The organism is Gleimia sp. 6138-11-ORH1 (genome assembly GCF_024814355.1).
In the GTDB taxonomy this organism is placed as follows: Bacteria; Actinomycetota; Actinomycetes; order Actinomycetales; family Actinomycetaceae; genus Gleimia.
This window is the reverse complement of the sequence record NZ_JANUXV010000001.1, coordinates 424,079-448,764: the sequence shown is the minus strand read 5'-3', so window position 1 is coordinate 448,764 and position 24,686 is coordinate 424,079. Positions and strand designations below refer to the sequence as shown.

The window sequence follows — 24,686 nt, the reverse complement described above, 5'->3', positions numbered from 1 at the left end:
TCTGTCTGCAGCCGATTATCCAGTTGGTAAGTTAAAATAAAATTTGTAGTTTCGCCGTTTAGAAAGCCAATGTAGTGTCAGTTCCAGTTACTTCCCTTACCCAACAGTTACGTGACTCTTATGCTCCGGGAGTTCCTTATATCGTTGAGGAAGAAACTCGTCCTCTGCCAACAATTTTCTTCGAAGTAGCTGATCGCTACCCCCAGAGAGTTGCCCTAGATTTTCTGGGAAAGCAAACTACTTACGCGCAGTTGGCGCGGCAGATCAAGCAAGCTGCCCGTGTCCTTTATCAAGCGGGGGTAAGGGCAGGTGATCGAGTGGGAATCACGCTGCCGAACTGTACTCAGCATGTGGTGGCTCTCTATGCGATTATGCATATTGGGGCTATCGCAGTAGAGACTAATCCCCTTTCCCCTAAAGCTGAACTTTCTGAAGAGTTAAAGCGAGCTGGAGCTAAAGCGCTGATTGTTTGGGAAAAATCCCTGGAATCGATTGACACTGAAGTGGTTGGGGCAGAAGTTGTTTTCGCAGTTGATTTAACTAAAGCTCTTCCTTTTTCTTCCCGTTTTTTACTTAGCTTGCCGATTCCTCCGGCACGTGAAAAGCGGGCGCAAATGCGGGCTCCTCACCCTAAGTGGGTGCGTTCATGGGATTCATGTGTGAAAGCGTCTGGGCCGTGGAAAGGACAGTGTCCTGCTGAAGCTGACGATGTGGCTCTTTTTCTCCATACCGGCGGCACAACTGGTATTCCCAAGGCGGTAATGCTCACTCATAGCAGTTTAAATGCGAATGTCAATCAATCAGTTGCTTGGGTTCCTCAGTTACACGAGGGAGCAGAGACTTTCTACACAGTTCTTCCTCTATTCCATGCTTTTGGGATGACCACGGCACTTACTGCCGGTTTTAAACTTGGTGCCACTTTAGTGCTTTTCCCTAAGTTTGAAGTGGAAATGATTTTGCAAGCACAGCGGAGAATTCCCTGTACTTTCTTCCCCGGGGTAGCTCCTATGTTTGATCGGATCTTGAAATCTTGTACACCAGAAGATGACCTTAGTACTATCCGCTACGCCCTGTCTGGAGCGATGCCTCTGTCAGCACAGATTGCGGCAGCTTGGGAAGAAGCTACTTCAGGATTGCTGATCGAAGGATACGGGATGACTGAAGCCGCTCCGGTGATTCTTGGTAGCCCGTTATCTCCCTTGCGTCGGCCCGGAGCTTTAGGTGTCCCCTTCCCCTCAACAGATATTCGGATTGCTAATCCTGACAATTTGGACGAGGACGTGGTCTTTGGTGAAGTGGGTGAACTATTAGTTAAAGGACCGCAGGTTTTTAGCGGCTACTGGGATAATCCAGAAGAAACTGCGAATGCTTTCCACGCTGGCTGGTTACGTACTGGCGATTTAGTGCAGGTTAAAGACGGATTTGTGGTGATGGCTGACCGTCGTAAAGAACTGATTATTACCGGCGGTTTTAATGTCTATCCGAGTCAGGTTGAAGAAGCAGTTCGGACCATGCCCGGAGTTTGTGACGTGGCGGTAGTTGGTTTACCTGAATCCGTACGCGGAGAAGATGTGGTAGCAGCGTTGATTTTAGAGCCGGGTGTTTCAGTTACTCTTGAGGACGTGCGCGCTTGGGCAGAAAAGTCGATTTCACACTATGCTTTACCGCGGCAGATTTTTATTTTGCCTGAACTTCCCAAGTCACAAATTGGTAAGGTGATGCGCCGCCGCGTTCGTGAGGCCATAATCGGCATATCGGAAACCTCAGAAGGTTTACTTGAGCAGGTTAGGGTTGCTTCGGAAACTGCAATTGAACACCTACGGGTTGGATCTGAAGTAGCTAAAGATCAGATTCGAGAATTAACCGAACAGGTGAGTGAAAGAACTGCGCAAGCTCAAGAAATGATTAAAGAGTTACCTTTCTTTAACAAAACTGATGATGACGATACCGCTGCTGATTCGACTTCACCGACCCCTGAAGTAGCGGAATCTAAAGCGACTAACCCTGCGGAAGATGCGAAAGAAGCTATCGCTTCGGAAGATCTCAAAGCTAACCTTTCAGAGAATGCTTCCCCAATTGCTGACGACAAATAATTTAGTTGCCCCCAGATTTTACCTGGGGGCAGCTAAAGGCCGCGTAGCTTACCGCTTCGGGGTTAAGGTTTAACCCCGTTCACGTTCCTGTCGATCTGCACGTAAGCTGGCAATTGCATTTTCAAAGTCTTCTAAAGATTGAAACCCTGAGTAAACTGATGCGAACCGTAGGTAAGCTACTTCATCAAGTTCACGCAAAAACGGTTGGATTGCTTTACCTACTTCATCGGTTGAAACGATTGAGCTCCCGGCTGTTCTTAACTGCTCTTCAACGCGTTGAGCTAAAAGAGCAAGAGAATGTTCATCAACTGGTCTTCCTTGGCAGGCTTTACGGACGCCGGCGATAACTTTGTCCTTTGAAAAAGGTTCTACTACTCCAGAGCGTTTTTCAACTGAGAAACTACTGGTTTCTATCGTTGTGAAACGTCTTTTACACTTGACGCATTCGCGCCGTCGCCTAATTGATAACCCGTCATCAGATAAGCGGGTATCGACCACGCGGGAATCATCATGCTGACAAAATGGGCAGTGCACTTTACTATCCTTTAATCTACTTCCAGAACTAATCTGATAGTACTACAAGGTAGACTGCCATAAAACTCTTTCCCTTTGGGAAAACTGTTTATTTTACTGGAACTATCAGCTTCTGCCCCACCTGTAAGGTTTCTCCATTTAAATCATTTAATAGCTGGATTTGATATACCGTCTCTGCCACGTCTCCTCCAGCTGGAGTACGCGTTGCAGCAATCGACCACAGTGAGTCTCCTGTCGTCACATACGCCGTTGTCAATTGTTCTGCCTGCGCTGGAGTAAAGACTGTTAAGAGAACCATAATCCCGAAAATAACTGCAGTTAAAAGAATAAAGATTTCTTTTCCAGTGATCTTTTTCCCAGGAGCAAGCTGGAGATCATTCACGCTAAAAGCAGACGTTTTGGTTTCCGCCCTTTGGATAACCTTGGGGGAACGTTCCAAAGGTGCGGAAACCACTTTATGAAGCTCACGTTGAGGTGTTGGAATGTGAACTTCTGGTACCACGTACAAGTGCCCCCGTGAAGCAGAAATTCCCCGCCGATTTTTGCGCGGTTTGATCACAGATCCAGCTTCAGGGACTGGGGTAATAGTTAATGCGCTCATTTCATACTCCTTATCGAACACTTGTTCGTCGAACATATGTACGATATCGCATTTGCGAATCGAATGCAAGACTTTATCGAACATATGTTTTAATTTCGTTATTTTTCACCTAAACTGATTACATAGCCATTAAAGAACCTTGCACTGACACAATTTTTGGCTTAAGCAAAATTCCTACCTATCTAGCTTTAAGGAAGACGCCATGACTCAGCCTCTGAGAGCCTCAGCTGCGGATCAACGCCCCGCACTCACTAAGCGTCAAGGCGCCATCTTAGAAGTACTTCGCGCCTCGATCGAAACTCACGGATACCCGCCCTCGGTAAGAGAAATCGCAGAAGCAACCGGACTTTCTTCTTCTTCCACTGTTAAGCACCACTTAGACATCCTGGAAGAAAAAGGATATATCCGCCGCGCCCCTGGCCTACCACGCGCCCTGGAACTGATTGAAGCTATCTCTTCCCCAACCGAAACCGAAGTTCCAGCCGAAAATCCCGTGACAGAAAATCCCGCGACAGAAACCACCTGCTACATTCCCATCTCCACCATTTCTGACAACCCCACTACCGATGTGCCCCTGGTAGGTAGAATCGCCGCGGGAACTCCGATCACCGCAGAACAATCAGTTGATGATGTCTTCACCCTCCCCCAGCGTTTCACCGGTAAAGGTGAACTATTTGTTCTGGAAGTTTCCGGAGACTCCATGGTAGAAGCTGCTATTTGCGATGGTGACTATGTTGTAGTTAGACAGCAAAACACTGCCTCAGAAGGGGAAATAGTAGCTGCCATGCTAGATGGTGAAGCCACCGTTAAAGTACTTTCAAAAAAAGATGGCAACATCTGGCTACTTCCTTGCAACGAAAACTATCAGCCAATTTTAGGAAACCAAGCTACAATTTTAGGAAAAGTAGTTACAGTGATCCGTTCCCTATAAACCGCCCGGAACTGTCGGGGAAAATAAAACCGTTTTTTCGCTAAAATAGATTACGAATCTTTAATTTAGTTACCCAAAAGAAAGTCTCAATCATGACTAACCCGCAAACACAAACTCTCTACCCGGCAAATTCCTCCGGGCGCCCTTCTAAAATTGCGATTATTGGCGCCGGCGCAGTAGGCACCGCCACCGCCTACGCTTGCGCTATGCGAGGCGACGCTCGAGACATTGTTCTCTACGACATTAATGGCTCAAAAGCCTCTGCTGAAGCACTTGACATCGCCCACGGTATTCAGTTCACTCCCTGTGGATCTATCGAAGGCTCAGATGATATTGAAATCATCAAAGGCGCTGACCTGGTTATCATCACCGCAGGAGCTAAACAAGAACCCGGACAATCCCGTCTTGACCTGGCGGAATCCACTGTGAACTTGATGCGCAAAATTACCCCACAAATCTGTGAGGTAGCTCCTGAAGCCTTCCAAATGTACATCACTAACCCAGTAGATATCGTCACCTACGCTGCCTTAAAAATCTCCGGTATGCCTCGCAACCAAGTCTTTGGCTCCGGAACTGTACTGGACACTTCCCGCCTACGCTACCTAGTTTCAAAGCACACCGGCGTAGCTACCCAAAACATTCACGCCTACATCGCTGGTGAACACGGAGATTCCGAAGTAGCACTTTGGTCATCTGCAGTTATCGGTAACGTGCCAATCCGCCACTGGGGTTTAACTGTAGACGGTAAACTATTTGACGCAGAACTTCGCGATCAAATCGCTGAAGAAGTAGTTAATTCCGCCTACAAAATTATTGAAGGTAAGGGAGCCACCGACAAAGCCATCGGTCTTTCTGCCTCTTCAATTGCCGGTGCTATCTTACGCGACGAAAACCGCGTACTTTCCATCTGCTCTCTATTAGAAGACTGGAACGGCATTTCTGACGTAGTAATGGCAGCTCCTACCCTGGTAGATCGCAATGGGGCCGGACGCGTATTAGAACCACCCTTAACTCTTAAAGAACGCGACGGATTAACCGCTTCAGCAGAACGCCTACGTGAAGTAGCTCGTTCCCTGGGCCTCTAACCTTAAGCAAAAAACGGCACTTTTAAGCCCTACCGGCTTAAAAGTGCCGTTTTATTATCCGCTCCATAAACAAATAAAATCCCCGGCGCCACAAGCTAACTACCTAACCTAAAAGGCCAACTTCCCAGCGCCACAAACTAAATTACCTGCTGCGCAAACTAGCTACTTATGCGCAGCCGCTCTAAAGCAGCTACCGCCACCTGCGGATCAAACGTCGGCCAAAAAGCTGGAAGTGACCGCTTAATATACGCTCCATAAGGGCGGGTAGCCAACCGCGAATCTAAAATCGCCACCATCCCCCGATCATCTACAGAACGTAAAAGCCGCCCCGCCCCCTGTGCCATCAACAACGCCGCATGATTAAGCGAAACAACCTGGAACGGGTTTAAACCCTTCCGCGCAGCCTCATCTGTACGCGCTTGAACCACCGGATCAGAAGGAACCGGAAACGGAATACGATCCATCACAACTAATCGACAATTCTGCCCCTTAATATCAATCCCCTGCCACAAAGACATTGTCCCCAGCAAACATGAGGAAGCAGAACTGCGAAAATCACGTAGCAAATTAGAAAGCTGGTCATCACCTTGGACCAATACCTCAAAAGCTAATTTTTCACGTAAGTATTCCGCAGCTTGCTGTACCGCTCGATATGACGAAAACAGTCCCAGCATTCCCCCGCCACTTGCGACACAAAGCCGCGCCAATTCAGCCAGTTGGGCTTCACTTAAACCTGACCTTAATGGCGCCTCCAGATGCTTTGGCACATAGAGAATACCCTGTTTTTCAGGGGCAAAAGGCGTACCCACATCAACCGTTTTTGGTTTATCTGTTACCAAATAAGCACCGACCTCGGAAGCAACTGGACCGAATGAGCCACCCAACTGCAAGGTAGCTGAAGTCAGTACCACCGCCCGCTCAGCAAATAAATTAAAAGCAATCGGCCCGGACACGTCTAACGGAACACAGTTAAGCACTGCCGGCTCATCATCTCGCCGAGTTATCCAAGTAATCGTCGTTTCCACCGGCCGATCCCAAATGGTAAGAAACTCCAAAATACCATTCAAAGCACCGTACGCAAGTTTCTTCTCTGCCTGCTCAGCATTAGCCCCACTCACTGCCTGAGAAAGACTACGCAACTCCACGTCTACTAAACGCACTGCGGCTTGCAAATCCTCACCGCGGTGACGCAACAAACCTTCCGGATATGCTTCTAGCAACTGTTCCAAACCACGCAGACTCTTTTCTAAAGGAACAATATCTAAACCTAAAAGCCGCCCCACCCAACGCAAACGCGTAACAACTGCCCCCGCATACAGTTGGATAGTTGCTTGAGAATGAACAATCCGCACTAAATCATGGGCCTCATCAACTACCAGCCCCGAAAAATCCCCACAAATCTTATTTTCTGAAGTTGCGTGAATCCCTAAAATAGTATGATTCGTAATCACCACATTCGCCTGAGCTGCTTTTTCGCGTGCCTGCACCGCAAAACACTCTTCCCGTAGCGGACAGGTAGTGCCCAAACACTCATTAGAAACCACGCTCACCTGTCGCCAAACCTGCTCTGACACCCCGGGAACTAAGTCATCACGATCTCCCGTATCAGTTTCAGCTGCCCACTGCCTGACTCGCACAATTTCTTTACCAGTGTGCGAAGTGGGTTTTCCCTCTGACTCCCCACCAATCCAATCAGCACCAAATAGCGAATACTCCTCAGCATAACCGCCTTGGACTCGATGCAGGCAAAGATAGTTATTCCAGCCTTTCAAAGCAGCAACCTGCACCGGTTTTTCCAACTTTGCATTAACTAACGGAACATCTTTTTCCAGGATCTGTCGCTGCAACGCTAAGGTGGCGGTAGAGACAAGAATTCTTTCGTCAGTGTGGGAAACCCGATTCATCAAAGGAACCAAATATCCTAAGGATTTTCCTGTTCCAGTTCCGGCTTGAATCATCGAAAAATCATTTGTTGCGAAAGTTTCGCTAACCGTTTGCACCATCTGTTCTTGCCCACGTCGAGCGGATCCACCAAATGATGCAACTACTTCACCCAACAGCTTAATCTCTGCCGTAGCTGGTTTTTTCAGGTGCGGATTAGTTTCCCCACCCGCGGTAGTTTCAACTTCACTCATCAGTAGCAGAATCAGTTGTGGCCGGATTTTCTGCGGTCATGGGGGAAGCTACATTTTCTACGGTCATAGAAGAAGCTACATTTTCTAACTCAAATGCCAGTGCTTGATTTACTAACCCAACCAAATGAGTTCCCTCAGGGAGATATTCTTCCAGCTCAATTTCACCATCATTGTGGAACCGATGCACTAATTCGCCGTGAGTATAGGGAATAACCACATCAACGCGCCTTGCTGGGCGCGGCAGCATTTCCGCGATTAAGGCTTGAAGTTCTTCAATTCCTTCCCCGGTGTAGGCTGATACTGCTACCGAGTTTGGAAGAAGTGAGCGTAGCACTGCCAAATCTGCTTCAGAAGCAAGATCTGCTTTATTTAAGGCAATAATCTCAGGGATATCCAGCGCGCCCTCGATAGTTTCAAAAACTGCGTGTACCGCTTTAATCTGCCCCATCGGATCTGGGTGGGCGGCATCTACAACGTGTACGATCAGATCAGCTTCTCCGACTTCTTCCAAGGTGGAGCGGAAGGCTTCTACTAACTGGGTGGGGAGGTTTCTGACGAATCCGACCGTGTCAGTGAGGGTGTAGATCCGGCCGTCTTCTGTTTTGGCTTGACGCACGGTGGGATCTAGGGTTGCAAAGAGAGCATCTTGAACCATCACGTCTGCGCCTGTGAGTTGATTAAGTAAGGTTGATTTGCCAGCGTTAGTGTAACCGGCGATGGCTACTGAGGGGATTTGTCCGCTGCGTCGAGATTGCCGTTGAGTTTCCCGCGCTGGTTTCATCGCGGCGATTTCTTTACGCAGTTTCGCCATTCGGTTGCGGATTCTGCGGCGGTCAAGTTCGATTTTAGTTTCCCCGGGTCCGCGTGAACCGATTCCTTCACCGCCTGCTACTCGCCCTCCGGCTTGGCGGGACATTGATTCCCCCCACCCGCGCAGGCGTGGCAAAAGATATTCTAGTTGGGCAAGTTCAACTTGGGCTTTACCTTCTCTGGATTGGGCGTGCTGGGCGAAAATATCTAAGATTAGTGCGGTGCGGTCCACGACTTTAACTTTTACGGTGTCTTCTAAGGCGCGTCGCTGTGAGGGGGCAAGTTCGCCGTCAATAATGACTGTGTCCGCCCCGGTTTCTTTGACAATTTCGGCTAGTTCTTTGGCTTTCCCTGACCCCAGGTAGGTGGCTGGGTCTGGGTTGTCGCGTCGTTGTAAGAGTCCGTCGAGGACTTCCGATCCGGCGGTTTCTGCCAGGGCGGCCAGTTCGTAGAGGGAGTTTTTGGCTTCTTCGAAATCAGTGAGGTAGATGCCGGCTAAGACAACTTTTTCCAGTCGGATTTGTCGATATTCTACTTCGGAAACGTCTTCAAGTTCGGTGGAGAGTGAGGCGACGCGGCGGGTGGCGGCGCGGGCTTCGCGTTCTAAGGCTCCGGCGCTGTGTTCAGCTTGTCCGCGAGTTGATTGCAGTGAGGTGGCTTGGGCAGCCTCAGCGCGGGACAGGGCGAAGTTGATTCGTTTACTGCTGGCATAGCTGGGGGCGGTTTCGGTTTTTGTTTCCGAGGGCGCCGCCGCTGCTGAGTTTTCTTCTGAACTTGCTTCATCAATGGTAAGCAGCGTTGCCTTGCGTTTTTGGCGTTCTAAAACGCGATCAACCACCGTTTTAGCTTGGTCTAAATCGGCGTTAGTTACGGGGCTTTTTGATTGCTTTTCGGTCAAGGCATACTTCCTGAAGATAGTTTTACTGTATTTCTCTATTATAAGTCGGCTTTCTTAGCTTTGCTGATTGTTATCTTCGAACAGATGTTTTAGGGTAAGAGGGTAAGTAAAAACGTCCACTAATCTGACTTCTCCCCTGCTTAAGCATTTTCCAGTTAAGTAAGTTCCTCCGTTAGGAAGGTCCCTTTCAATGAGTAAAACTTCCTCCCATTATTTTTCTGATACAGTTGCTGCCACTGAAGCGGAGCTGAAGAAACTTGAGTTTTCTGTTCGAGGCTTTGATTTGCAGATGTACGTAGCCGATCAGGTTTTCTCGGCGACCCGTTTGGATCCGGGTACTAAAGTACTTTTGTCTGAAGTTCCAACCCCACCACAGACGGGACGTTTTTTAGATTTGGGTTGTGGTTGGGGGGTAATTTCCACCGTTTTAGCGAAGCATAGTCCCTCTGCTGAAGTTTGGGCGGTAGATGTCAATGAACGTGCCCTTGAACTAACTAAGCTTAATTGCCAGGCAAATGGTTATAACAGTTTAGTTGCTTTGAAAGCTCCCGAGGCACTGGCGAAAGTTGAGGCGGAGGAGCTTTTCTTTGATTTAATCTGGTCAAATCCCCCGATCCGGGTTGGGAAAGCCCAGACTCAAGAGATTCTCTTAACTTGGTTAGCTCGTTTGGCTCCTACTGGGGAGGCTTGGTTGGTGGTTGCAAAGAATTTAGGGGCTGATTCTTTAACTGCTTGGTTGAATGAGCAGGGTTTTGTAGCTACTAAAGAACATTCTAAAAAAGGGTTTCGGATTATTCGGGTAACCCACCGGTAGCTTTTTCGCTGATTTCGGTGGCGGCTGTGTAGATTTCTGCTTCACTTTTCCCGGTTGCGTCAATCCAGTTTATGCGGGGGTCTTTGCGGAACCATTTCATCTGGCGTCTAACTAACTGGCGGGTAGCTAAGGCTACTGCCTCAATTGCTTCAGTTTCATTTATTTCTCCGCGTAAAAGACGAAGAACTTCCGCGTAGCCGGTGGCTTTAGAGGCGGTGCGGGTTTGTTCTAAACCGGCTGCTTTGAGTTTTCTAACTTCTTCGATGAAGCCAGCGGCAAACATGGCTTTTGTGCGCTTTTCAATACGCGTATCTATGTCAGTGTCTTCTCTGCGTAAACCTATGAAGAGGGTTGGTTGATAGGTTTCATATGAGGGCATGGTAGCCGAATAGGGTTGGCCGGTAAGCTCGATAACTTCTAATGCGCGGATAACTCTTCGACTGTTGTTCCAGTGCAGATTGCTGGCAGCTAGGGGATCTACGGATTGTAGTCTTCGGTACATTTCCAAGGCGCCTACTTTAGTGCATTCTGCTTCTAGTCTTGCCCTTACCTGTGGGTCGGTGCCGGGGAAGGTAATCTGGTCACAGAGGGCGCGGACGTAAAGGCCTGAGCCTCCCACTGCAAAAACTGGTTTGCCTTTAGCTTCAATGAGCTTAACGCAGTTACGCGCATACTGCTGGTACTGTGCGACGGTGGCGTTATCGTGAATCTCGAGAATATCAATTAAATGGTGTGCAACCCGAGCCTGTTCTTCTAAGGTGGGTTTAGCCGTCCCTATATCCATTCCCCTGTACATGGCGTAGGCATCCATGTTAATGATTTCTCCGCCGGCAGTATCGGCAAGCTCAATCGCTAATGAGGTTTTCCCTGAGGCGGTGGGTCCAATAATCGCTTTTATCACAAGATAACCTTACCGTTTTTTCCAGTTAAGTTTCATTCGGTTAAGGTTTTACGCGGTTAGCGGCGAATGATTGGGATACCTAAGGTTACTTTATTATCTGGAACTGGACAGGCTTGTTTTTCTTCCCAGATGTCTCCTGCGCGGGTTTTGCGGTGGGTGAAAAGTCCTCCGGTAATACCGGAATCAGCTACCAGGTGGTGTGGGGCGGCGTGGGTTACTACAGCGGTGACAATGTCGCCGGGGCGAATGTCTCTTCCGTAGGTAAATCCGGTGGGAAGTCCCACGTGTACTAGGCGGTTGTCGGCGGCGCGTCCTGAGATACGCTGAGTGTTGTGGTCTTTACGTCCTTCTGATTCGCCGATCAGCACTTCCACGGTAGTGCCTGTGAGTTTTTGCATCTCTTCGTAGGAAATGCGTTCTTGTAATGCTAAGAGACGCTTGTAGCGTTCAGAAGCAACATCTGCTGGCACTTGGTCTTCCATATCAGCTGCCGGGGTACCTGGCCGTGGGGAGTAGAGGAAGGTGTAGGCGGAGGCGAAACGTGCTTTTTCAACTACTTCGAGGGTTTGTTGTAAGTCTTCTTCAGTTTCGCCGGGGAAGCCCACAATAATGTCGGTGGTGATGGCAGCATTAGGAATTAGTTCGCGGACGCGCTCTAAAATACCTTCAAACTTTGCCCGCCGGTAAGAGCGGCGCATTAGGCGCAAAATCCGGTCAGATCCTGACTGTAGTGGCATATGTAGGCTGGGCATAACTGTGGGGGTTTCTGCCATAGCTAGAATCACGTCGTCAGAGAATGCCGCGGGGTGGGGACTGGTAAACCGAAGTCGTTCTAATCCGGGGATATTGCCGGCTGCTCTAAGAAGTTTTGCAAAGGCATCGCGTTCGCCAAAACTTACTCCGTAGGAGTTCACATTTTGACCTAGGAGAGTTACTTCCACTGCCCCTTCAGAAACGACTGCTTCAATTTCAGCTAAGATTTCACCGGGGCGGCGGTCTCTTTCTTTCCCCCGCAGATGGGGGACGATACAGAAGGTACAGGTATTGTTACAGCCTACTGAGATTGATACCCAAGCTGCGTATGAGGATTCAGCTTTTTTGGGTAAAGTTGAGGGAAATACTTTTAGAGATTCTTCAATTTCTACTGCTGCGTCGCGGTTATGGCGGGCGCGTTTAAGTAATACTGGAAGCACATCGATATTATGAGTACCGAAAACTACGTCAACCCAGGGGGCTTTTTTCACAATATCGGCGCGCATTTGTTGAGCCAGGCAGCCCCCTACCGCGATTTGCATTTCGGGGCGTTGTTTTTTCACTGATGCCAGTTGCCCCAGGTTACCGAATAAGCGGTTTGCCGCATTTTCTCTAACTGAGCAGGTGTTAATGACGACTACGTCAGCTCCCCCGTCTCCAGCTTCGGTGGCACGCTGGGCTTTTTCTGGAACTTGTTCGACTGGCACGTAGCCGTCAGCTGCTAACAGACCGGCCATGCGCTCTGAATCGTGAACATTCATCTGGCAGCCAAGGGTGCGTACCAGGTAGGTGCGGGGATTTTCAATTGTAGTAGTCATCGTCTAATGATTGTAGTTCCTATTTTTTCAGATGTCATCTGCGACTATATTTTGGAAGTATTCTAAAGCGGCAGCAACTGTAGCATATCGAATTTCCGCGCGGCTTCCAGTGAAAGAGCAGGCTTTAACATAGGTTTGGTTTTCATTTGCAACGGCAATGTAAACTGTCCCCACTTCTTTTCCGTCTTGAGGTTCTGGTCCGGCAACGCCGGTAGTGGAAATCGCCCAGTCAGTGCAGAAAAGCTCTCTCACATTCTGCGCCATTTGCTTAGCAACTTCTGGGTCTACAGCGCCTTTAGTCTCTAAAAGCTCCGGTTCTACCCCCAGGATCTTAGCTTTTATAGAGGTTGCATAGCTGGTAACTCCGCCTTGGAAACATCCTGAAGCTCCTGGAACGGAAGTTAAGACTCCGCTTAACAATCCTCCCGTTAATGATTCGGCGGTGGCGATTGTTTCGGGAAGCTTATTTAGATAGGTAACTACCTGTGCAGCTGTTGTTTCAAGCTTAGGTGTCCACATTTTCTTTCTCCAAAGCTTTGCCGATTACTTCAGTTGCTACACTTCCACCATAACCTTTACGCGCTAACATTCCCATTAGTCTGCGAAACTTTACATCTTTATTAAGATGAGTCATGCTACGAAGTTTTTTCTCAACTAATTTCTCGGCTGCAGAAACTGGACTGTATTCGGTGAATTCGTCCATAATCTGCAAGATAGTCTCTGCCGGAATTTTTTTACGTTGTAGTTCTAGTTTCAGGGCGGCTCCCACTAGTCCGCGTTCTTGATGGCGGGTGCGGGCCAGCATTTTTCCAAAGCGTAAATCATCTAAAAGGCCTATTTCGATTAGCCTTTCGATAGCTACTTCTACTGCTTGAGGCGGATAACCTTTTTCTAAGAGTTTCATCCGGCACTGAGCTACCGATTGGTCACAACGGTCTAATAGTCTTAGTGCAGCCTCTTTTGCTTTTTGTTCAGCTTCTACTCCAGTTAAACTTGCTGCCCATTTTTTTCGATCGGCAAGTTTCTGGGCCCGCGCCGCCGGATTTACTGGGCGGCGCGGTTTAAAAGCAGTCTCTGGATCAGAGTAATCTACCACTAGAAACCAGCGTCTTCAGCAGGATCAACTACTTTTTTACGCCCTTTAGCTGATGCTTTAGCAGGCTTTTCTTCTGGAGTAGAGACAGCCGGAACTTCACTTTCTTCTGTACGAATCCCCATGGCTACTAAAATCTTATGTTCAATTTCATTAGCTAACTCGGGATTGTCTTTAAGGAACTTACGGACATTTTCTTTCCCTTGTCCCAGCTGGTCACTGCCGTAGGTGAACCAGGAACCGGATTTTCTGACGATGCCGGTTTCTACCCCCATGTCAATGATGGAACCTTCCCGCGAGATTCCCACTCCGTAAAGAATGTCAAACTCTGCTTGCTTAAACGGAGGAGCCATCTTATTCTTGACAACTTTAACTCTGGTACGGTTTCCGACTGGATTTGTACCCTCTTTAAGTGTTTCAATTCGACGTACGTCTAAACGTACTGAAGCGTAGAATTTAAGTGCTTTACCACCGGTGGTGGTTTCTGGGTTCCCAAAGAATACCCCAATTTTTTCACGCAACTGGTTAATGAAAATCGCGGTAGTTCCCGTAGCGGAAAGGGCGCCGGTGAGTTTACGAAGAGCCTGTGACATTAATCGAGCTTGTAAACCAACGTGGGAGTCTCCCATGTCACCTTCAATTTCCGCTTTAGGTACCAACGCAGCCACTGAGTCAATCACGATAATGTCAATCCCCCCAGAGCGAATTAGCATATCTGCGATTTCTAATGCTTGTTCGCCTGTATCTGGTTGAGACACCAGTAATTCATCAGTGTTCACTCCCAGTTTTTTAGCGTACTCGGGATCTAAAGCGTGTTCCGCGTCGATAAAAGCCGCGTTACCTCCCTGCCGTTGCGCTGAGGCAACTGCGTGTAGGGCAACCGTAGTTTTACCTGATGATTCAGGTCCGTAAACTTCAATAATACGTCCGCGAGGAAAACCACCAACTCCAAGGGCAACGTCTAAAGCGAGCGAACCGGTGGGAATCACCTGCACCGCTGGACGATTGTCATCTCCTAAACGCATGACAGAGCCTTTACCGAACTGTTTATCGATTTGGGAAAGTGCCAGTTCAAGTGACTTATTACGTTCTGCAGTTACCGCCATGAATTTCTCCTTGGATTAGTGAGCTCTCCGCTCAGTTTATAGGGCTGGTCGTTAAATAACGTTGCTTCCCTCTCCGGGTACGTTAATAATGCTATGCCTGACCACTGACATAATCTTTAAACTTAATAGCCTGTGGAAAAATGCCCGGTATTAAGCTCTGTGCACAACTTTACTACGAACAGATGTTCGAAGCGAATAGACACGCCCGCCACTACTTTTCAAAAGCCGGGTGTCCCCCATCTAAAATCGGGACAACTACCTGTAAAACTTGCGGGCAGACAGAGACTTTTATCTGCTGCGCCGTAAAAACTTCCCCATCAACATTAAATACCAGTTCACTATTATCCCAAGCCTTTAAGTTTAAGGTGCCACTTTGAAAAGACTCCGCGTACTGTTTGGGAATTTCTTCTCCCGCTCGGAATTTACCGATTAGTTTAAGCACTTCAAGCTGGTTTAATTCCTTCGCTAAAAGTACATCTATCTTCCCGTCAGTTAAAGAACCCCGCGGATTGGCTTGAAAGCCACCGCCATAAAAACGAGCATTCGACATCACACAGATTGAATATAAGCCTGAGAAGTCAAAGTTATCGCCTTCTTTTAGGTCTGCTTTTAAATCCATCTCAAATCGAGGAATATGCACCAGGTGGCGAACTGTAGCAAAAATATAACTCATTGCCCCCACCCAGGGAAAACGCTGGTGGATTCGCTGCGCCGTAGTACCGATTACAGAATCAAAGCCCGCTGAAAGTACGTTAAGACTGTATCGCGTAAAATCAGAATATTTATCTTTAGTAACTGATTCAACAGAGGGGCTTTCTATCTTCAGCGCGTCAATCGAAAAAACTCTAAAGCCCCTCGCTCGACTCTGTGCAAACTCTTTGATAACTCTATCGACAGTCCGCCGATCGTTCTCACCAGGAACTTTTTGGTATAGGCTACGAGTAAAGTCATTCCCCGTCCCTCCGGGCAGGACAAGTAACGGAATCTCAGAGCCAATTATCCCATTAGCAGTTTCTGAGACGGTTCCATCTCCCCCAGAGACTACCAGCACAGCGTTAGCAGATTTTTCAGTTATTTTTACCAAACTTACGAAGTTCTCAGCAAGTTCCGTTGCATGTCCCACGGCTTCAGTTGCTACTGCGGTAAGTTCCGCATTAGGAAAAAGCCGTTTAAGTCCAGCTATATAAGTGTCTGCTTTGAAAGTATTGTCACGCCTACCCGAAACAGGATTGTAAATGAAACGGACTAATTCAACCTCGGTAGGCTTAAGCAAATAGGGTTCCATAGAGTTTTACTTAGGTCTTACTTTGTTAGCTGGTTGCCGATGTGCCCAGAGAAACTCTTCTCCCATTTCGGTTTCTTTTATCAGTTCTGCCCAAATCAGATCCGGAGCAACTCCCTGTTTTAGGGCCTGTTCTGCGGTACCTCCCAGTTTAGGCAGATAAAGATCGCCTACCAAGGATCTGCCGTAGCAAGACCCAAAAACGCTTTCCAAACTGTTCCAGAACTCTGAGATAGTCACCGATAGTCCTTAAAGCTCAGCTACGTAGCATGATTTCGTCTTTGCGCAGAGCTTTCGCATACTGCGGATGCTTACCGGCCGCTCTGACATGCTCAACCTTCGCTAGCCGCTCAGAAACTTCACGAAAAATAAATGACTGCGGAACTTCCAGAGCGTTACAAATCGCCAAAAGCATTTCTGAGGATGCTTCTTTTTGTCCCCGCTCGATTTCAGAAAGGTATCCCAGCGACACTTGGGCTTTTGCAGATACCTCACGTAAAGTGCTTCCTTGGTTACGCCGAATCAGGCGGAGCACTTCTCCGATATGCTCTCTGGTAGAGAGGGATAAGGTATTCTGTGTCTTCATACTTATAACGCTATCGCAAAATGCAGGTAAAGTCCTATTTATCCACTATCGAACCCGCCACATTTTAGTTAGCGGATACACCTCGGGAAATCTCCCTAATGCGCAAAACCCTAATTTTACGCTTCCCGTTTCTCACCGCTAAGCAGGAAAATAAGTGGAGCTAATCCAGAAATCTAGCTAACTTTTGGAACGCCCTTGTCCAAAATTGGCTTCAGATAGCTCCATCCGGAATAAAGCGTCAGAGCCAAAGTTGCAATAACCATAGTCCAATAAACGATCGGGTAAATAACCCCGGTAATATCTACAAAAGAACCCCAGGGGACAATTAGGAAAGCAATTAACATCATTTGTAACATTGTCTTTGCTTTACCACTAAAGTTAGCAGAAACTACAACCCCTCTAGCTAAAAGGCGTTTACGCAACCAAGTAATATAAAACTCGCGAGCAGCCACAATCACGGTAAACCACCACGGTAACAATCCCATATAGGATAAGGTCGCAAAAGCCCCAAGAGTCAGAGCCTTATCTGCAATAGGATCCCAAATCTTCCCAAAATCGGTAATCAGCCCCCAACGGCGAGCCACTTCCCCATCAATATAATCAGTCATTGACGCGGCAGCGAAAATTCCGAACGCAATCCACATAGAGCGGGTACCCGTTTGTAAAAGAAAATAAATCAAAAACGGAATCAACACTAAACGAATGATAGTTAATATGTTGGGTACATTTAAGATAACTTCATGAGCTTTACGCTTAGAAACATTGTTATCCATCTCTTTAATGCTCTGCATCTCAACGTTACCTTTCACCTCTACCTGGAGATCTAAAAGCTAGTAGCTTACTGCCTACCAGTTAGTTCCCAAGCATCTTCGCTTTCCCCATCTTCCCATGAATCAGCGTAGTTTCCTCCATCATACCCGGCAGAAGCAGCTTCTGGGGCATTAAAGTCTTCAATTTCCCCGCGCAGCATAGCAAGTACTTGCGGAAGATCCTCAGGACGAGCCAAAACTTGACGTGGTTTTGAACCTTCCGATGGCCCCACTACAGAGCGAGACTCCAAAATGTCCATTAAACGCCCTGCTTTAGCAAAACCAATCCGCAGTTTGCGTTGCAGCATTGAAGTAGAGCCCATTTGGGTAGAAATAATCTGCTCTGCTGCTTCTAACAAATCATCCAAATCTTTACCGATATCTTCAGCTACCGCGGCCGCCGAACTGGCCGGCGCATTCACGTCCTCTCGGTAGACAGGATTCATCTGCGCTTTAACGTGTTCTACAATCTGATGGATTTCAGATTCAGTTACCCAAGCTCCCTGCACGCGCTGGGCTTTTCCAGCTCCCGAAGGTAGGTAGAGGGCGTCACCTTGTCCAATTAGTTTTTCCGCACCCGGCTGATCCAAAATAACCCGAGAATCAGCTAAAGAGGAGGTTGCGAAAGCTAAACGAGAAGGCACATTAGACTTAATCAAACCAGTTACCACGTCTACCGAAGGACGCTGAGTAGCTAATACCAGGTGAATCCCCGCTGCTCGCGCCAGCTGAGTGATACGCTGAATCGATGCTTCCACGTCTCTTGGAGCCACCATCATTAAGTCTGCGAGTTCGTCTACTACCACCAGCAGATACGGGTAGGGAGCTAAAACTCTTTGCGAACCAGGAGGGGCCACCAAGTCACCAGAAATTACCGCGGCGTTAAAATCATCAATATGTTTATAGCCAAAAGCTGCCAGATCGTCATAGCGGTGATCCATTTCCTTAACCACCCATTCCAGCGCTTCCGCAGCTTTCTTCGGGTTGGTAATAATCGGCGTGATTAGGTGCGGAATCCCCTCATAGATAGTGAGTTCCACTCGCTTAGGATCAATCAAAATCATCCGAACTTGCATGGGGGTAGCTCGCATCATCACCGAAGTAATCATCGAGTTCACAAAAGAAGACTTACCTGAACCAGTTGCCCCAGCCACCAAAAGGTGCGGGGTCTTGGCAATATTAGTTACGACATAACCGCCCTCGACATCTTTTCCAACGCCCACCAAAAGCGGGTGCGGATTAGAAACTGCCGGGCCGGAACGAAGCACATCACCTAATGCCACCGTTTCCCTGTCAGCATTCGGAATTTCCACGCCAATGGCAGACTTTCCCGGAATCGGAGAAATAATCCGCACATCTGCGGAGGCAACTGCGTAAGCAATGTTATTGGAAAGCTGGGTGATCCGCTCCACTTTCACGCCAGCGCCAAGTTGGATCTCATACCGAGTAACTGTTGGTCCGCGTGTAAAACCAATTACCTGAGCATCAACATTAAACTCCTGCAGCACGTTTTGGAGGGCTTCCACCACGCGATCATTGGCCGCTGAACGAGTCTTATGGGGAGCGCCGCGTAACAGTAAGTCCTCAGTGGGAAGTTCATAAACGCGGGTTTCTTCTTCAGGGCCACCCGGAATACTGGTCGCATATGCCATTGACTCAACTGTCAGTCCAGGCTCAGCCCCCAAGTCAGCTGCAACCGCCGACTCTGGCTCAGCCCCCAACTCAGGCTCAGCTAACGGCTCCGGTAAGCTCAGTGCCGGCACCGCTTCAGTTGGGGCGTGCTCATCAACATAAGCTGCTTGCGCCCGCTGATTTCTGCTTCTGGACTCGCCGGCAGTCTCAGCAGCAGATTTCCCTCGCGTTGGCAATACACTAGTTGCAGCAAAGTTATCGAGGTCGTCTGCATCAGCTTCAGCAAAATAGTCTCGGTCAGTGTAAACAGCCTGCTGATAAGGGGTATCCCCCTCGTAGCTATCTAACTGTCCCCCGCGTTCTATTGCGTTCTTTTCTGTTGCCCGCCCACTGCCAGGTAGGTAGCGTTCACTTAAATCAGCGATTCGCTTAGGAATTTCTGAAAGTGGCGTGCGAGTAAGTACCAAAATGGAGTACGCCAACAAAAGTACCAGGACAACAGTAGCACCTACTGCAGAAAGTAATGTCTCTAACGGAGATCCCAGTACCCAACCCAGAATTCCTCCGCCGGACATAAGCTTTTCGGTTTCAGCCAAAAGTGGGTTTCCCACACTCACGTGAGCTAAAGAGGTAAGGGCAATCAAAATCCCCAGGGCGCCGGCTATCCGATGCGGGATTGCGTTAGTGGTACGGGCTTGGAAAAGTGTTACCGCCAAAGCGACAAATCCCAGTGGCACCACTACTGAAAATACTCCCACGGCGCCAGCCGAAAGTAAGTGTATGTATTCTCCGGCAGTGCCGGAAATCCCAAACCATTCTCGCAGGGCGACAACTATGGCTAAAGCAAGGAAAAATATGGCTAAACCATCGCGTTTAAGCTGATCATCCAAATGTAAAATCCCATTCCAAACGGCTTTGATTCCCTTTCCGATGGCAAGGAAAATACGCATCAAAGGTGAATGTTCTTCAGTTGAAGAAGCATTATTTGCTTTAGATTTCTTACTACTCTTTGGAGAGTTTTTCGCAGATGAAGATTTAGCCATAATATCCATAGGATACCGCTAAAACCTTTATTTTAGCTGGCAACGCGCCGCTTTTTCGACCGGACCAGGTTAGATTTTTAGAAGTTTATTTAACATATCATCCTGATCCGGCGGTGGGAATGAATGAGCATGAGCCACCATACACGCTCCGGCTGCGTTAGCAGCTCGCAAAGCGTAATCTAACGAACCGTCTTGGGCGATTACCCCACACATAACCGAAACGTGAGTATCCCCCACCCCCGAAGTATCTACCGCAACGGTATGAAAAGCTTCAATCTGCACAATCTCATCAGGATTATCATTACGCCAGTAATAGCAACCTTCTTCACCTTTACGTACAATCACATAGGCTTCTGGCTTCAAAAAGTCACTCAGTTCTTTACCGTGAGAAACGTAAGAGATAATCTCGCGAAGTAACTTATGTTCCCGAGAGTTCATCGTCAGGTAATCAGCTCGTCCTAAAAGAGGCACCCAATAGGCTTCATCCACCTCATTAACAATCGGTGAAGGAGCTAAAACTACCACTACATCAGAAGGGATTTCACTAACCCACCTAATGTAATCTGCAGCCGTATTCGGATTAGTTAGACAGGCGCCGTGCACTAAAACTACATCCCCGCTGTGTAATTCACACTGACGGTACTCGTCGATAATCGGTTCTTCCTCAACCCCCGGAGCTAAAATCACAGTGGTATTACCATCTGCTTCGACTAGGGAAAAAGACATTCCAATATCGCCGATCATTTCAGAGGTGAGAATCTCAATCCCACGGGATAAGATTTCACGGCGGGCAACATATGAATTCGGGCCTGTTCCCAACACTGAAAGCATTGCCGTATCCACCCCAAGTTCAGCAGCTGCCGCCATTCCGATAAATCCGCCCCCAGGGTAAGACAATACAGAGCGAGCTTGTAGCATTTCCCCCTGTTTAGGTAACCGGTCAATTAAGGTAGGGAGATTCAAAACCACCGGCTGAGTAGAAATAAAACGGCCCATTATCTTACGTTTCTATATCGAGATTTACACATCGGTACTGGCAACGACCAAAGGAACAATCATAGGCCGACGCCGCAGTTTCCGTGCCACCCAGTTACCAATCGCTCTGCGCATAGCCTGCTGACTGCGGTACTCGTTAGGGTGTTCAACTGTTAAAGACTCTTGAAGGGCTTTTTCAACCGCCGGGTAGACATCGGCAAAAACCGTGTCGTCCTCTGCCATGCCGGTCGCTTTAATGGTTGGCCCAGAAACAATCTGACGATTTTCAAAATCTACTACGGCATAAAGGTTAATGAATCCTTCCGAAGCTAACACGCGGCGGCTTGCCAATTCGTCCTCGGATAAATCGCCAACTGATTTCCCATCCACGTAAATGTAATCGCAGGGATTTGCCCCTACAATCGTTGCTTCACCATCGTAAAGATCAACACTAACTCCATCAAGAGCCAAAATAACATTCCGCGCAGGTACGCCGGTAAGTTCTGCCAGCTTCCCATTAGCCACCAAATGCCGCACTTCCCCGTGGATTGGGATCACGTTAGCTGGTTGCAAAATGTTATAGCAGTAAATGAGTTCCCCCGCAGAAGCGTGCCCAGAAACGTGGACTTTAGCATTAGCTTGGTGAACTACTTTCGCCCCAAGGGCGGTAAGCCCATTGATTACTCGGTACACAGAATGCTCATTGCCGGGGATTAAAGAGGACGCAAAAATTACTGTATCGTTTTCATCAATCGTTACAAACCGGTGCTCCCCTGCGGCAATGCGTCCCAGGGCTGCCATTGGTTCCCCCTGTGAACCAGTTGCCATAAAAACTCTTTGCTCAGCAGGTAAGTTCATAATCTCTTTAGACGAAACAATCACGTCCTCGGGAATATCTAAATACCCCAAGTCGTGCGCGATCCGCATATTCCGCTCCATCGAACGGCCAATCAAAGCCACTTTCCGCCCAGTTAAAAGCGCCGCATCAAAAACCTGCTGAACGCGGTGAACGTGCGAAGCAAAAGAAGCTACCACGATCTGGCCCTTAGCCTGTTGGAAAACACTATCTAAGACAGGGCCGATTTCTCTTTCAGCAGTGACGAACCCAGGTACTTCCGCGTTAGTGGAATCAACCAGGAACAGATCCACCCCTTCTTCCCCGAAGCGAGCGAAAGAACGTAAATCCGTTAAACGCCCATCTAAAGGCAGCTGATCCATCTTAAAGTCACCGGTGATTAGAGCATTTCCTGCTGCAGTGCGAATAAAAACTGCCATGGCGTCAGGAATTGAGTGGGTAACTGAAACGAACTCGCAGTCAAAGTTACCTAGCTTAATGCGGTCTCCTTCAGCAACTACGTTCAGGTTCGTATTTTCAATCCGATGTTCATCTAACTTAGGTTCTAAGAATGCGATCGTCAGTTCACAAGAATAGATGGGAATATCATTCCTAAGCTTTAACAGGTAGGGAACCCCACCAATGTGGTCCTCATGCCCATGCGTTAAAATCAACGCCACTACATCGTCTAAGCGGTCTTCAATCACCGTAAAATCAGGCAAAATCAGATCTACACCCGGGTGTTTTTCCTGAGGAAATAAAACTCCACAGTCTACAATCAGCAGCTGCCCATTAACTTCAAAAACCGTCATGTTACGGCCAATATCACCTAAACCACCCAAAGGGGTTACACGGAGAGTATCAGCGGACAGAACGGGTGGAGCAGGTAATTCCGAAACATTTGGCATCATAGTTCAATTGTGCCACGTCCAAATCATTTTGGGTAACTGAACTAAAGGTTATGACAACGCCCACCATAAGTGCTGAATCACTGTCTGCTCCCCCACCGCTAGCTTACGTTGTAAGCCACTGGGAGCGAATCCGGCACTTTGGAAGAAACTAATCCGCGCGTCATCTGCCTGACAAATCCAAGTATTTAGATGATGGGCCCGCCCTTTGAAAGAATCATTAACGGCGGCGAGTAAACGCGAACCATGTCCAGTGCGCAAATGTTCACTGGATACTTCTAAAGCCGCGATTTCTACTCCAACTTTAGAAAGTTCTGCATGTTCTTTATCTGCCGGAGCCAAAACTCCCAGCGCAAATCCGCACACGGCGGCACCTTCGACTGCTGTCAGCACCACCACATCAGCTTGTGTGGGGGCACTTAGAGTTTGCCGCCAAGTCTGTTCAACCTGAGGTTGTTTTAAAGAGGCTACTAGATTTGGGTCAAGTTTAGCTTCCAAAGTTGCTTCTAAAGAAGCCACCAGTCCCTCTGCCTGCATCCGGGCTATAAAAGGAGCATCTGAAACTACTGCCGGGCGCACAGAACGATCTGCTTGTAGCTGTAAAGGATTTCCACTCATTGGGGTTTCACCACCGACTTGCACCAAGGCTGCTGTAGCAGTTCTTGTGCTAAGACAGACACGTCCGTGGCGGTAGTTTCTAAAATCCGCCCCAGCATCAGGTCTAACGGCATGAAACGACCTTGGACAATTTCAGACCGTCCCAGCCGGGACATTCGGGCGGCTGAATCTTCCATCCCCAAAGCGATTCCTCCGCGAAGCTGCCCTTTAACACGTTTTAACTCGGTTTCACTTGGGCCAGCCGTAGCTAAATCTTCCAACTCAGCTCGCATGAGAGCTTCAACTTCTGGTAAATGCTTCGGAGCACACCCGGCATACATGCCGAAATAGCCGGCATCTGTGTAAGCCGAGTCAAAAGCGTAAGTAGTGTAGGCAAGCCCCCGTTTTTCACGGATTTCTTGGAATAGGCGGGAGGACATTGACCCGCCCAGCACTGCCAGTAACACGCTCATCGCCGGGCGGCGTGAATCGGTTGCGTTAATCCCGGGGCAGCCCAGTACTAAGTGGGCTTGTTCAGTTGCTTTCACTGTTTCGATCTGACGCTCCCCATAGTTGGGTAGTTCAGTTTCACCGGCATTGATCCGGGGAATCGAGGGCGCTTGTCCGGCGCTTAAATCCCATCCAGTGTGTTCTAAAGCCTGCAACACCAGCTCACATAATTGCTCGTGTTTTACTGCTCCGGCAGCTACGAAGACTAGGGTGTCTGAACGGTATTGCTGCCGGTAGTAGTCGTACACGTGATCTCTTTGCGCTGCATTAATCGTCTGATTATCGCCTCCGATGGGACGCCCTAAGGCGTGTTCTCCGAAAATAGCTTTCGCGAAAGCCTCGTGTACCACGTCAGTTGGGTCATCTGCCCCCATGGCTAATTCGTCTAGGATTACTCCGCGTTCTCTTTCGAATTCAACTGGATCCAACACTGAAGCGGAAACCATATCAGCTAGGACAGAAACTGCCATGGGTAAGTCTTCTTTAAGAATCCGCGCCCAATAATAGGTGTATTCTTTGGTAGTTCCTGCGTTTGATTCTCCGCCTACTTCATCGAATGCATTAGCAATCTCTTGGGAGGATCGCGTTTGCGTGCCCTTAAACAGAAGGTGTTCTAAAAAGTGGGTTGAACCTGCTGATTCAGTGTGTTCGTCGCGAGATCCTACCGGACACCAAACTGACATGGAAACTGAACGCTGAGCGGGAATTTCGTGGGAAAGTACCCGTACTCCTCCGGGGAGAATGGAGCGTTTTATGGTGGAATCGCCCTCGGCTAAAACCAAAGTTGCCAACGGGTCGGTGCTGTCTACTAAAGGAAGTTCAACTGTATTCATCACTAAGTAAGTTTACTTTGTTTTAATCAAAATAGCCTATCTTGCCCGCAGGATAGGAATAAGCCGGTAGTGCTACTTTCAAACCGGTTTCTATACTTCAGCCT

At 48.3% G+C, this 24,686-nt stretch carries 22 protein-coding genes; 4 read left to right on the top strand and 18 right to left on the bottom strand.

Annotated elements, in window-relative coordinates:
• Positions 1-74: 74 nt before the first annotated feature.
• A complete protein-coding gene (locus tag NXS08_RS01905) occupies positions 75-2,093 on the top strand; it encodes an AMP-binding protein (RefSeq protein ID WP_259136571.1) in 2,019 nt (672 codons plus the stop codon).
• 69 nt (positions 2,094-2,162) lie between these two features.
• Here the strand turns inward: NXS08_RS01905 and nrdR are convergent, their stop codons facing one another.
• Positions 2,163-2,627 (bottom strand): transcriptional regulator NrdR, encoded by a 465-nt coding sequence (gene nrdR, locus NXS08_RS01900; RefSeq protein ID WP_259136569.1) that lies wholly within the window; start codon positions 2,625-2,627, stop codon positions 2,163-2,165.
• An 88-nt stretch (positions 2,628-2,715) separates the two neighbouring features.
• Entirely contained in the window at positions 2,716-3,228 is a 513-nt protein-coding gene (locus tag NXS08_RS01895; RefSeq protein WP_259136567.1) for a LysM peptidoglycan-binding domain-containing protein, read from the bottom strand.
• A 202-nt stretch (positions 3,229-3,430) separates the two neighbouring features.
• Here NXS08_RS01895 and lexA point away from each other — a divergent pair, with 202 nt between their 5' ends.
• On the top strand, positions 3,431-4,159 hold the full coding sequence (gene lexA, locus NXS08_RS01890) for a transcriptional repressor LexA (RefSeq protein ID WP_259136565.1): 729 nt from the start codon (positions 3,431-3,433) through the stop codon (positions 4,157-4,159).
• Between the two features lie 92 nt (positions 4,160-4,251).
• Positions 4,252-5,244, top strand: coding sequence for an L-lactate dehydrogenase (locus tag NXS08_RS01885; RefSeq protein ID WP_259136563.1), 993 nt, complete (start codon positions 4,252-4,254; stop codon positions 5,242-5,244).
• Between the two features lie 158 nt (positions 5,245-5,402).
• On the opposite strand, the gene NXS08_RS01880 is transcribed toward NXS08_RS01885, so the two are convergent.
• Positions 5,403-7,379: an ATP-dependent DNA helicase gene (locus NXS08_RS01880; RefSeq protein WP_259136561.1), complete on the bottom strand. Its 1,977-nt coding sequence runs from the start codon at positions 7,377-7,379 to the stop codon at positions 5,403-5,405.
• Entirely contained in the window at positions 7,372-8,883 is a 1,512-nt protein-coding gene (hflX, locus tag NXS08_RS01875; protein ID WP_396232242.1) for a GTPase HflX, read from the bottom strand. The genes NXS08_RS01880 and hflX overlap by 8 nt, the downstream gene beginning before the upstream one ends.
• Positions 8,884-9,277: 394 nt before the next feature.
• Here hflX and NXS08_RS01870 point away from each other — a divergent pair, with 394 nt between their 5' ends.
• Positions 9,278-9,901 (top strand): class I SAM-dependent methyltransferase, encoded by a 624-nt coding sequence (locus NXS08_RS01870; protein WP_259136559.1) that lies wholly within the window; start codon positions 9,278-9,280, stop codon positions 9,899-9,901.
• On the opposite strand, the gene miaA is transcribed toward NXS08_RS01870, so the two are convergent.
• The 14 genes from miaA to NXS08_RS01800 all read right to left on the bottom strand — a co-directional run bounded on the left by miaA (position 9,879) and on the right by NXS08_RS01800 (position 24,582).
• The gene (miaA, locus tag NXS08_RS01865) at positions 9,879-10,802 is read right to left on the bottom strand and encodes a tRNA (adenosine(37)-N6)-dimethylallyltransferase MiaA (RefSeq protein WP_259136557.1); all 924 of its coding nucleotides are present in this window, start codon (positions 10,800-10,802) and stop codon (positions 9,879-9,881) included. The two genes, NXS08_RS01870 and miaA, sit on opposite strands and share 23 nt — an antisense overlap.
• A gap of 56 nt (positions 10,803-10,858) precedes the next feature.
• The gene (gene miaB, locus NXS08_RS01860; RefSeq protein ID WP_259136554.1) at positions 10,859-12,373 is read right to left on the bottom strand and encodes a tRNA (N6-isopentenyl adenosine(37)-C2)-methylthiotransferase MiaB; all 1,515 of its coding nucleotides are present in this window, start codon (positions 12,371-12,373) and stop codon (positions 10,859-10,861) included.
• Positions 12,374-12,400: 27 nt separating this feature from the next.
• Complete coding sequence (locus NXS08_RS01855) at positions 12,401-12,892, bottom strand: CinA family protein (protein ID WP_259136552.1); 492 nt, start codon at positions 12,890-12,892, stop codon at positions 12,401-12,403.
• Positions 12,879-13,469, bottom strand: coding sequence for a regulatory protein RecX (locus tag NXS08_RS01850; protein WP_259136549.1), 591 nt, complete (start codon positions 13,467-13,469; stop codon positions 12,879-12,881). The genes NXS08_RS01855 and NXS08_RS01850 overlap by 14 nt, the downstream gene beginning before the upstream one ends.
• Positions 13,469-14,572, bottom strand: a complete 1,104-nt coding sequence (gene recA / locus NXS08_RS01845; RefSeq protein ID WP_259136546.1) for a recombinase RecA — start codon at positions 14,570-14,572, stop codon at positions 13,469-13,471. The genes NXS08_RS01850 and recA overlap by 1 nt, the downstream gene beginning before the upstream one ends.
• 211 nt (positions 14,573-14,783) lie before the next feature.
• Positions 14,784-15,857: a diacylglycerol kinase family protein gene (locus NXS08_RS01840; RefSeq protein ID WP_259136544.1), complete on the bottom strand. Its 1,074-nt coding sequence runs from the start codon at positions 15,855-15,857 to the stop codon at positions 14,784-14,786.
• Between the two features lie 6 nt (positions 15,858-15,863).
• Entirely contained in the window at positions 15,864-16,094 is a 231-nt protein-coding gene (locus NXS08_RS01835) for a DUF3046 domain-containing protein (RefSeq protein WP_259136542.1), read from the bottom strand.
• A gap of 16 nt (positions 16,095-16,110) precedes the next feature.
• Positions 16,111-16,440, bottom strand: coding sequence for a helix-turn-helix domain-containing protein (locus NXS08_RS01830; RefSeq protein ID WP_259136540.1), 330 nt, complete (start codon positions 16,438-16,440; stop codon positions 16,111-16,113).
• Positions 16,441-16,613: 173 nt separating this feature from the next.
• A complete protein-coding gene (gene pgsA, locus NXS08_RS01825) occupies positions 16,614-17,231 on the bottom strand; it encodes a CDP-diacylglycerol--glycerol-3-phosphate 3-phosphatidyltransferase (RefSeq protein WP_259136538.1) in 618 nt (205 codons plus the stop codon).
• Positions 17,232-17,278: 47 nt separating this feature from the next.
• On the bottom strand, positions 17,279-19,924 hold the full coding sequence (locus tag NXS08_RS01820) for a DNA translocase FtsK (protein WP_259136536.1): 2,646 nt from the start codon (positions 19,922-19,924) through the stop codon (positions 17,279-17,281).
• 69 nt (positions 19,925-19,993) lie between these two features.
• Positions 19,994-20,920: a PfkB family carbohydrate kinase gene (locus NXS08_RS01815; protein WP_259136534.1), complete on the bottom strand. Its 927-nt coding sequence runs from the start codon at positions 20,918-20,920 to the stop codon at positions 19,994-19,996.
• Positions 20,921-20,944: 24 nt separating this feature from the next.
• Positions 20,945-22,645, bottom strand: a complete 1,701-nt coding sequence (locus NXS08_RS01810) for a ribonuclease J (protein ID WP_259136532.1) — start codon at positions 22,643-22,645, stop codon at positions 20,945-20,947.
• A 48-nt stretch (positions 22,646-22,693) separates the two neighbouring features.
• A complete protein-coding gene (locus tag NXS08_RS01805; protein WP_259136530.1) occupies positions 22,694-23,260 on the bottom strand; it encodes a GNAT family N-acetyltransferase in 567 nt (188 codons plus the stop codon).
• Positions 23,257-24,582 carry a pitrilysin family protein gene (locus NXS08_RS01800; RefSeq protein WP_259137351.1) on the bottom strand — a complete coding sequence of 442 codons (1,326 nt, stop codon included), beginning with the start codon at positions 24,580-24,582 and terminating at the stop codon, positions 23,257-23,259. The genes NXS08_RS01805 and NXS08_RS01800 overlap by 4 nt, the downstream gene beginning before the upstream one ends.
• Between the last annotated feature and the right edge of the window lie 104 nt (positions 24,583-24,686).

Coding starts and splice junctions, on each gene's coding strand:
- NXS08_RS01895 (WP_259136567.1), bottom strand. CDS start 3,228: ATGAGCGCATTAACTATTACCCCAGTCCCTGAAGCTGGATCTGTGATC.
- lexA (WP_259136565.1), top strand. CDS start 3,431: ATGACTCAGCCTCTGAGAGCCTCAGCTGCGGATCAACGCCCCGCACTC.
- NXS08_RS01885 (WP_259136563.1), top strand. CDS start 4,252: ATGACTAACCCGCAAACACAAACTCTCTACCCGGCAAATTCCTCCGGG.
- NXS08_RS01880 (WP_259136561.1), bottom strand. CDS start 7,379: ATGAGTGAAGTTGAAACTACCGCGGGTGGGGAAACTAATCCGCACCTG.
- NXS08_RS01870 (WP_259136559.1), top strand. CDS start 9,278: ATGAGTAAAACTTCCTCCCATTATTTTTCTGATACAGTTGCTGCCACT.
- miaB (WP_259136554.1), bottom strand. CDS start 12,373: ATGACTACTACAATTGAAAATCCCCGCACCTACCTGGTACGCACCCTT.
- NXS08_RS01855 (WP_259136552.1), bottom strand. CDS start 12,892: ATGTGGACACCTAAGCTTGAAACAACAGCTGCACAGGTAGTTACCTAT.
- recA (WP_259136546.1), bottom strand. CDS start 14,572: ATGGCGGTAACTGCAGAACGTAATAAGTCACTTGAACTGGCACTTTCC.
- NXS08_RS01840 (WP_259136544.1), bottom strand. CDS start 15,857: ATGGAACCCTATTTGCTTAAGCCTACCGAGGTTGAATTAGTCCGTTTC.
- NXS08_RS01830 (WP_259136540.1), bottom strand. CDS start 16,440: ATGAAGACACAGAATACCTTATCCCTCTCTACCAGAGAGCATATCGGA.
- pgsA (WP_259136538.1), bottom strand. CDS start 17,231: ATGCAGAGCATTAAAGAGATGGATAACAATGTTTCTAAGCGTAAAGCT.
- NXS08_RS01820 (WP_259136536.1), bottom strand. CDS start 19,924: ATGGCTAAATCTTCATCTGCGAAAAACTCTCCAAAGAGTAGTAAGAAA.
- NXS08_RS01815 (WP_259136534.1), bottom strand. CDS start 20,920: ATGGGCCGTTTTATTTCTACTCAGCCGGTGGTTTTGAATCTCCCTACC.
- NXS08_RS01810 (WP_259136532.1), bottom strand. CDS start 22,645: ATGATGCCAAATGTTTCGGAATTACCTGCTCCACCCGTTCTGTCCGCT.
- NXS08_RS01805 (WP_259136530.1), bottom strand. CDS start 23,260: ATGAGTGGAAATCCTTTACAGCTACAAGCAGATCGTTCTGTGCGCCCG.
- NXS08_RS01800 (WP_259137351.1), bottom strand. CDS start 24,582: ATGAATACAGTTGAACTTCCTTTAGTAGACAGCACCGACCCGTTGGCA.